8 protein-coding genes are annotated in these 7,506 nt (G+C 64.2%); 6 read left to right on the top strand and 2 right to left on the bottom strand.

All coding sequences use genetic code 11. The features are described 5' to 3' along the window. Window positions 1–415: 415 nt before the first annotated feature. The 3 genes from V8U06_RS28145 to V8U06_RS28135 are packed head-to-tail and all read left to right on the top strand — an operon-like array spanning window position 416 to window position 1,804. A complete protein-coding gene (locus tag V8U06_RS28145; protein WP_427143494.1) occupies window positions 416–862 on the top strand; it encodes an iron-sulfur cluster assembly scaffold protein in 447 nt (148 codons plus the stop codon). A 45-nt stretch (window positions 863–907) separates the two neighbouring features. Continuing rightward, window positions 908–1,276 carry a membrane protein insertion efficiency factor YidD gene (gene yidD, locus V8U06_RS28140; protein WP_427143493.1) on the top strand — a complete coding sequence of 123 codons (369 nt, stop codon included), beginning with the start codon at window positions 908–910 and terminating at the stop codon, window positions 1,274–1,276. Further along, a complete protein-coding gene (locus tag V8U06_RS28135; RefSeq protein ID WP_427143492.1) occupies window positions 1,277–1,804 on the top strand; it encodes a DUF1697 domain-containing protein in 528 nt (175 codons plus the stop codon). It begins immediately after the preceding gene. Window positions 1,805–1,806: 2 nt separating this feature from the next. Here the strand turns inward: V8U06_RS28135 and V8U06_RS28130 are convergent, their stop codons facing one another. Further along, entirely contained in the window at window positions 1,807–2,388 is a 582-nt protein-coding gene (locus V8U06_RS28130; RefSeq protein WP_427143491.1) for a methyltransferase family protein, read from the bottom strand. Between the two features lie 333 nt (window positions 2,389–2,721). On the opposite strand from V8U06_RS28130, the gene thrS reads away from it, so the two are divergent. Both thrS and V8U06_RS28120 read left to right on the top strand, forming a co-directional pair. Then, the gene (gene thrS / locus V8U06_RS28125) at window positions 2,722–4,695 is read left to right on the top strand and encodes a threonine--tRNA ligase (RefSeq protein ID WP_427143490.1); all 1,974 of its coding nucleotides are present in this window, start codon (window positions 2,722–2,724) and stop codon (window positions 4,693–4,695) included. A gap of 181 nt (window positions 4,696–4,876) precedes the next feature. Next, window positions 4,877–5,713, top strand: coding sequence for a lysophospholipid acyltransferase family protein (locus tag V8U06_RS28120; protein WP_427143489.1), 837 nt, complete (start codon window positions 4,877–4,879; stop codon window positions 5,711–5,713). Between the two features lie 113 nt (window positions 5,714–5,826). On the opposite strand, the gene V8U06_RS28115 is transcribed toward V8U06_RS28120, so the two are convergent. Continuing rightward, entirely contained in the window at window positions 5,827–6,813 is a 987-nt protein-coding gene (locus tag V8U06_RS28115) for a hypothetical protein (protein WP_427143496.1), read from the bottom strand. 105 nt (window positions 6,814–6,918) lie between these two features. On the opposite strand from V8U06_RS28115, the gene V8U06_RS28110 reads away from it, so the two are divergent. After that, window positions 6,919–7,503, top strand: a complete 585-nt coding sequence (locus V8U06_RS28110) for a nitroreductase family protein (RefSeq protein WP_427143488.1) — start codon at window positions 6,919–6,921, stop codon at window positions 7,501–7,503. The last annotated feature ends 3 nt before the right edge of the window (window positions 7,504–7,506 follow it).

Raw genomic sequence — 7,506 nt, 5'->3', positions numbered from 1 at the left:
GGACGGCGTCTTCCGCCTCCTTCTGGGAGGGGCGGCTCGACGGATCATCGACACGCGGAAAATTGGTGACTATGGCGTCCATGGACCCATTGACCTTTCTGCAGGTTACCTGACGTGTTTATCGGACTCGCCACTGGCCATTCGCCTAACCCTGCAGGCTTGGGTTCCGTTGGCGGGCTCCGGGGCTTTCTGGTCTTCGCTTAACAGTGCGCATGACCGTCCGGCACGGTTTCCCAAACAACAGGTGACCGGCTTGCTCCTTGCAAAACGCTCACCCCAATACGAGTTATCATATAGTATCGAGCAACCACTGCGAAAGAGGCTCCAGGCGACACGCGGTGCTTTTTTACCGACGACACCGGAATAATCTCCTCGGATCATTGAAGATTCCGCAAAAAACGCGGAAAACAGGGCCATGATGGACGATATCTACAACAGCCGTATCCTCGAATTCGCCGGCAATATCCCGCGCATCGGCACCCTTGCGGATGCGGATGCGGAGGCCGGCGCCCATTCCAAGCTCTGCGGCTCGCGGGTTAAGGTGTATCTGAAGCTCGATGGCGATACGGTCAGCGATTTCGCGCATGAGGTGAAAGCCTGCGCGCTCGGCCAGGCGTCCTCTTCGGTGATGGCGCGCCACGTGATCGGCGCGACGGTGGCGGAAATCCGTCAGGCGCGCGAGGACATGCTGGCCATGCTGAAGGCGGACGGCGAGGGGCCGACCGGCCGCTTCGAGGACATGCGTTTCCTCAAGCCCGTCAAGGACTACAAGGCCCGCCATGCCTCCACCATGCTGACCTTCGACGCCGTGGTGGACGCTATCGGCCAGATCGAGGCCAGGCGGCTGGAAACGGCCGGGTAAGAGACGTGCACGCGGCTTGCTCCTTCTTCCCGGGTACTCCCGCCCATGTGTGACGCCCCGGACTGCGATCACGCTCATGAGCGCCCGCCCTATCGGGGCCGCAACTGGCAGGGACCGTTTCGCAGGACGCCGGGGCGGCTTTTCGGCATGGGCTTCATCCGCCTCTATCAACTGACGCTCTCCGGCTTCATCGGCAATTCCTGCCGGCATCTGCCGACCTGTTCGGAATATGGCTACGAGGCGGTCGCCCGGCATGGCCTGTGGCGCGGCGGCTTCATGACGCTGTTCCGCGTCGTGCGCTGCGGGCCGGGTGGCACGCATGGCTTCGATCCGGTTCCGCCCGTCTTGGAAAGCCGGTTCCAATGGTGGGCACCCTGGCGGCTATGGCGCCTCTCGAAGGCGGAGCGCGGATAGATGACGACCTATGTGGCGCTTCTCCATTCGATCGTGCTCGGCCCCGGCAAGCGGCTGGTGATGACGGACCTGAAGGCGATGGCCGAGGCGCTGGGCTTTCGTGCGCCGCGCACGCTGGTCGCCACCGGCAACCTGATCTTCGAGGCGGAGGCGGCGCCGCTTGCCGAAATCGAGAACCGGCTGGAGACGGCCTTCCGGGCCCGCTTCGGCAAACATGTCGATATCATCCTGCGGGAGGCCGATGCCTTTCGCCGCCTTGCGGCCGGCAACCCGTTTCCCGAGGGCAACGCGCCGGATGTGGGTATCCGCGTCATGCGCCAGCCGCTCGGGCCGGAGGTGCTGCCGAAGCTCGAGCGCCTTGCGACGCCGGACATCAGGCTCGCGCTTGTCGACGGCGACCTCTGGATCGATTTTTCCCGAAAGCCGAGCGAGACGAAGCTGCTGTCGCACCTGACGACGAAGAAGCTCGGCATCGGCACCTTGCGCAACGCCAACACCATCAACGGCCTTGCGGCGATGCTCGGCTGAACTCAGAGCCACCGCCGGACCCGGTTGGCATAGGCGAGATAGGGGCCGCCCAGATCGCGGGCCAGAACCTTTTCCTCGATGCGCACCTGAAGCGCTGCGGCGAGCGCGACGGCAAAGGCGAGCGCAAGCTGGACGGCATCCGGCCGGGCGAGAACGAAGCCGGCGAAAAGCGCGATCTGGCCGACGAAGACCGGGTTGCGCGACAGGCCGAACGGGCCCGTGTCGACGATGGTGCCGGAATGGCCCGCCACCGAGCCGATGCGCCAGGAAGCGCCCATATGCTGCTGGGCGCGGAGGGCGAAGAGCGCGCCGGCGAGCGCAAGAAGCAGGCCGGCGATGCGCAGCGGCGCAGGCGGTGCGGCGAATTCGCCGACAGGTTCGATGCCGAAGACGAGCAGCAGCGGATACATGAGCCCGCCCGCGAAGGCGAGGCGGAAGAGCAGAGCCGCCAGCCCTTGCCGCCGGTCGCGGCCGAACAGCCAGACGGGCTGGCCCGCATCCCGCGCCGAACGGGCGGTCAGGACGAGGAAGGCCGTGAGATAGACGCCCATGAGGACGGCGGCGGGAAGGGCGAGGGAAGGCATAATCGGATCTCCGTCTTGAAGGATGAGGCAAGCCTAATCCCTCTAGTGACTGGAGGTTCAAGTCCCATTTCCACATGCTGTAAAATCACCCTCACTGAAGTGTAAATGGAGGGTGTACAGGCGCATAGGGCGGGTTCGACACCGTCGGCTCGCCCGGGATCCACGCAGGCTGCGGGCAAGGTGCGGGACGGCAGTCGAAGGGGCTATGTAAGTTATTACCCTTCCAATAAATCCGTTTTCCCCGTATACCGCACGCGCTACGCGCCGGCGCATCCGGCCCTTACCCCTCGCATACCACCCGCATTCGTTGGCGGGACTGGATAGGAGATTTTGATGTCTGCACCTGTTTCCCTGATTTTTCCCGATGGTTCCGTCCGCGAATATCCCGCGGGCTCGACCGGGCGTGACGTGGCCGAGGCGATTTCCAAGTCGCTGGCCAAGAAGGCGATCGCGATTGCGCTCGATGGCGAGCTGCGCGATCTCTCCGACCCCGTTTCCAACGGCCGGATCGAGATCGTCACCCGCGAGGACGATCGCGCGCTGGAACTCATCCGCCACGACGCCGCCCATGTGATGGCCGAGGCCGTGCAGGAGCTGTGGCCCGGCACGCAGGTGACCATCGGTCCTGTCATCGACAACGGCTTCTACTACGACTTTGCCAAGGACGAGCCCTTTACGCCCGACGATCTGCCGAAGATCGAAAAGCGCATGAAGGAGATCATCCAGCGCAACAAGCCGTTCACCAAGGAAATCTGGTCGCGCGACAAGGCCAAGGACGTCTTTGCCGGCAAGGGCGAGACGTACAAGGTCGAGCTGGTCGATGCGATCCCCGCGGGACAGGACCTCAAGATCTACTATCAGGGCGACTGGTTCGACCTCTGCCGCGGGCCGCACATGGCGGCGACCGGCCAGATCGGCACGGCCTTCAAGCTGATGAAGGTCGCGGGCGCCTATTGGCGCGGCGATTCGAACAATCCGATGCTGACCCGCATCTACGGCACCGCCTGGCGCACCCAGGAGGAGCTCGACACCTATCTCAACATCCTCGCCGAAGCCGAGAAGCGCGACCACCGCCGCCTCGGCCGCGAAATGGACCTGTTCCATTTCCAGGAGGAAGGGCCGGGCGTCGTGTTCTGGCACGGCAAGGGCTGGCGCATGTTCCAGACGCTCGTCGCCTATATGCGCCGTCGTCTCGCCGGCACCTATGAAGAGGTGAACGCGCCGCAGGTGCTCGACAAGTCGCTGTGGGAAACCTCCGGCCACTGGGGCTGGTACCGCGACAACATGTTCAAGGTGACGGTCGCCGGCGACGAGACCGACGACGAGCGCGTCTTCGCGCTGAAGCCGATGAACTGCCCGGGCCACGTGCAGATCTTCAAACATGGCTTGAAGTCTTACCGTGAACTGCCTGTCCGTCTTGCGGAATTCGGTAATGTGCACCGCTACGAGCCTTCCGGCGCACTGCACGGGCTGATGCGCGTGCGCGGCTTCACGCAGGACGATGCGCATGTCTTCTGCACCGACGAGCAGATGGCGGCGGAATGCCTGCGCATCAACGACCTGATCCTGTCGGTCTACAAGGACTTCGGCTTCGACGAGGTCGTCGTGAAGCTCTCCACCCGCCCGGAAAAGCGCGTCGGCTCCGATGCGCTGTGGGATCGGGCGGAAAGCGTCATGATGGACGTGCTCAAGCAGATCGAGGCGCAGTCCGGCGGTCGCATCAAGACCGGCATCCTGCCGGGCGAGGGCGCGTTCTACGGGCCGAAGTTCGAATATACGCTGAAGGACGCCATCGGCCGTGAATGGCAGTGCGGCACCACGCAGGTCGACTTCAACCTGCCGGAACGCTTCGGCGCCTTCTACATCGACCAGGCATCGGAGAAGCGCCAGCCGGTGATGATCCACCGCGCCATCTGCGGCTCGATGGAGCGCTTCCTCGGCATTCTCATCGAGAACTTCGCCGGGCACATGCCGCTCTGGATCGCGCCGATGCAGGTGGTCGTGGCGACCATCACCTCGGAGGCGGACGATTATGCCCGCGAGGTGGCCGACAAGCTGCGCGACGCCGGCATGACCGTCGAGACCGATCTTCGCAACGAGAAGATCAACTACAAGGTCCGCGAGCATTCGGTGACCAAGGTTCCGGTCATCATCGTCTGCGGCAAGCGCGAGGCGGAGGAACGCTCGGTCAACATCCGCCGCCTCGGTTCGCAGAACCAGACGGCGATGACGCTCACCGAGGCCATCGAGTCCCTGTCGCTCGAGGCCATGGCGCCGGACCTCAAGCGCAAGCTCGGCAAGGCCTGAGCCTTCGCTCGACTGTCCGAAAACTGTAATGATCCCGTGCTATCAGGCACGGGATTTTTCTTTATCGCTCATCCATCGACGTCATGCCCGGGCGTGCCCAGGGATCCATCTTCCGCCGGGCGGCATGGATGGTGAGGCCCGGCCGTGACGGAAGCGTGGTCAGGGACTATTGGGGAACACCGTGCGGTTCAAGGAACTGTCCTACGCCAACGAAAACGATCCGCGCCTGAAACGATGGTTCATCCGCTCCATGGAAGGCCTTGCCGGGCGTGACCGCTATGCCCGGCTCTACGACATCTGGCGCACCTCCATCGTCGGCACCAGCGCACGCGTCTTCGGCGACATGCTCGACCTCATCGACGTGCGGCTTCGCGTGCAGGGCGCCTGGCCGCCGGCCGGGATGCCGGATGGGCCGGTCGTCATCGTCGCCAACCACCCCTTCGGCATCGGCGACGGCATCGCGGTACTGGCGCTTGCCGAACAGCTCGGCCGGCCGTTCAAGGTGATGATCCACAACGACCTGCTGAAGGTGCCGGAGATGGAGCCCTATGCGCTGCCGGTCTCCTTCGAAGAGACGAAGGAAGCGCTCGCGCTCAACATGAAGACGCGGGCCGATGCGGTGCGGTTGCTGAAGGAGGGCACGACGGTGATCGTGTTTCCGGCGGGGGGCGTCGCGACGGCGAGGAAGGTTTTCGGCCGGGCGGAAGATCTGCCGTGGAAGATGTTCCCGGCAAAGCTCATCCAGGCCACGCAGGCAAGCGTCATTCCCGTCTATTTCGAGGGGCAGAACGGCCGGCTCTTCCACCTCGCCAGCAAGGTGTCGCTGACGCTGCGCCTGTCGCTGCTCATCCGAGAATTCCGCCGGCTCTCCGGTTCGACCATCGCCGCGCGCATCGGCGGCGTCATTTCCTGGGCGGAGCTCGATTCGGGCGACCGAAAAAACATCACCGCGCGGCTCTACGCGGCGGTGTTCGCCATGGCGCCGCGGTCGAAGCCTTTTCTCAAGCGCGCGGGTTAAAGCATTTCCAGCCGAAGCGTTCTCGCTTCGGCGCCAGACAATGCGGCAAACGAAGGAACATTTCCAGCCGAAGCGTTTTCGCTTCGGCGTCGGACAATGCAACGAAGTGGGGATCAGTCGACCACATCCTCGGCGGCGGCCTTCTGCTCGTTGGCGTTTTCGTCCAGCAGCACTTCGACATCGGTGTTGACGCCAGCCTTCACGGCGAAATCGCGCTGATAGATCTTGTTCTTGTTGCGGGCGACGGCGATGTAGCTGCCTTCCGCCAGAACGAGCGTCGGGAACGCGCCGACGCTTTCGGAGACGGTGTCGCCCGAGGAGGTGAGGATCGACCAGGCGGTATCGGCGATGGCTTCGCCGCCGGGCTCGGCGACGAGCTTCAGCGTCAGCTTGGCGGCACGGTGCTGGATGGTGGCGCGCGTCAGTTTGCCGGCCTCGACCTGGATGTCGGCGCGGATGACGGCGTTGACCGTGCCGTAGTCGGAGACCACGTGATAGGTGCCGGCATTGAGGCGCACGACGGAATTCGGCTTCACGTCGTCCATTACGAGATTGCGTTCGCCGTCCTCGCGCACTTCCGCGGCGTAGATCGCGAAGCTCAGCTCCTTCGGCGGAATGCGCACGTCGGAGCCGGAGACGGCGTTCAGCATGATGCCGCCGGCGTCGAGCACCATGACCTGCCTGTCGACGGAACCCGATTCGGGAACCACCAGCTTCTTCGTCGCGCCGGCGCGGCCGAAGGCGACGTTGACGAAATATTCCCCGGGCACCAGCTGGAAGGCGGCAGAGCCGCCCTCGGAGGTCGCCAGCAGCGGCAGCTTGCCGTCGGCGGCGGGGATGGGGGAGAAGACGCGCCAGGTCAGCCCATGCTGCATCGGCAGCCCGTCCTTGGTCAGCAGCGCCTCGCAGGTGACGTCGCGCAGATTCGTCGGCGTCGCTTCGCCCGTGATGATCGGGTTGAAGGAGGTGAGCTTGCCCCCCTTCATCGGCGTGGTGACCTGCGAAAAGCTCTCGGCCGAATCCTGCGCACGGGCCGGAACAAGCGACGAGACGAGGCTCGCTACAGTGAGGCTCATTGCAACGGCGGGACGGATCGGCATGCGCATGGAATGGTTGACTTCCTGACTGTAAGGCTCCACTTGAAGACCCGGCTAATGGCATTTTCAAGGCCGCGTCCGCGGCCAAGGTATTGGAACTCCCTCGCGATGAAAACCGAAATCAAGCTGATCGATTATCTTTCGACCCGCCGGTCGATCCCTGCCTTCCAGATGAGCGAACCCGGCCCCTCGAAAGGCGAGGTGGAGGAGATGCTGACGCTCGCCTCGCGCGTGCCCGATCACGGCAAGCTCGCGCCCTGGCGTTTCATCGTCTATCGCGGTGAGGAGCGGAAGCGCATCAGCGAGGAACTGGCGAAGATCGCCATGGGCGACAAGCCGGACCTTTCCGAAGAGATGGTGAAGGTGGAGAACACGCGGCTCACCCGCGCGCCGGTCGTCGTTGCCGTGGTCAGCCGCGCCGCGCCGCATTTCAAGATTCCGGAATGGGAACAGGTCATGTCGGCCGGCGCCGTCTGCCTCAACCTCGTGATGGCGGCCAACGCGCATGGCTTTGCCTCGAACTGGCTGACGGAATGGTATGCCTTCGACGAGCGCGCCTATCAGATCCTCGGCGTCAACGCCGGCGAGCGGGTCGCCGGCTTCATCCATATCGGCACGCCCACCGTGCCGCCGACCGAGCGGCCGCGCCCGGAGCTTTCCGAGATCGTGACATGGGTGGGCGATGACGCCTGACGC

Origin of the sequence: Shinella sp. G-2, from assembly GCF_050172695.1 — a bacterium.
Lineage (GTDB): Bacteria > Pseudomonadota > Alphaproteobacteria > Rhizobiales > Rhizobiaceae > Shinella.
Note: the sequence above shows the minus strand (reverse complement) of the source record. Positions and strands in the feature narration are given on the sequence as shown.

What these genes read in the sequence shown, in the direction of transcription:
- V8U06_RS28145 (WP_427143494.1), top strand. Translation starts at nt 416, where the DNA reads ATGATGGACGATATCTACAACAGCCGTATCCTCGAATTCGCCGGCAAT.
- yidD (WP_427143493.1), top strand. Translation starts at nt 908, where the DNA reads ATGTGTGACGCCCCGGACTGCGATCACGCTCATGAGCGCCCGCCCTAT.
- V8U06_RS28135 (WP_427143492.1), top strand. Translation starts at nt 1,277, where the DNA reads ATGACGACCTATGTGGCGCTTCTCCATTCGATCGTGCTCGGCCCCGGC.
- V8U06_RS28130 (WP_427143491.1), bottom strand. Translation starts at nt 2,388, where the DNA reads ATGCCTTCCCTCGCCCTTCCCGCCGCCGTCCTCATGGGCGTCTATCTC.
- thrS (WP_427143490.1), top strand. Translation starts at nt 2,722, where the DNA reads ATGTCTGCACCTGTTTCCCTGATTTTTCCCGATGGTTCCGTCCGCGAA.
- V8U06_RS28115 (WP_427143496.1), bottom strand. Translation starts at nt 6,813, where the DNA reads ATGCCGATCCGTCCCGCCGTTGCAATGAGCCTCACTGTAGCGAGCCTC.
- V8U06_RS28110 (WP_427143488.1), top strand. Translation starts at nt 6,919, where the DNA reads ATGAAAACCGAAATCAAGCTGATCGATTATCTTTCGACCCGCCGGTCG.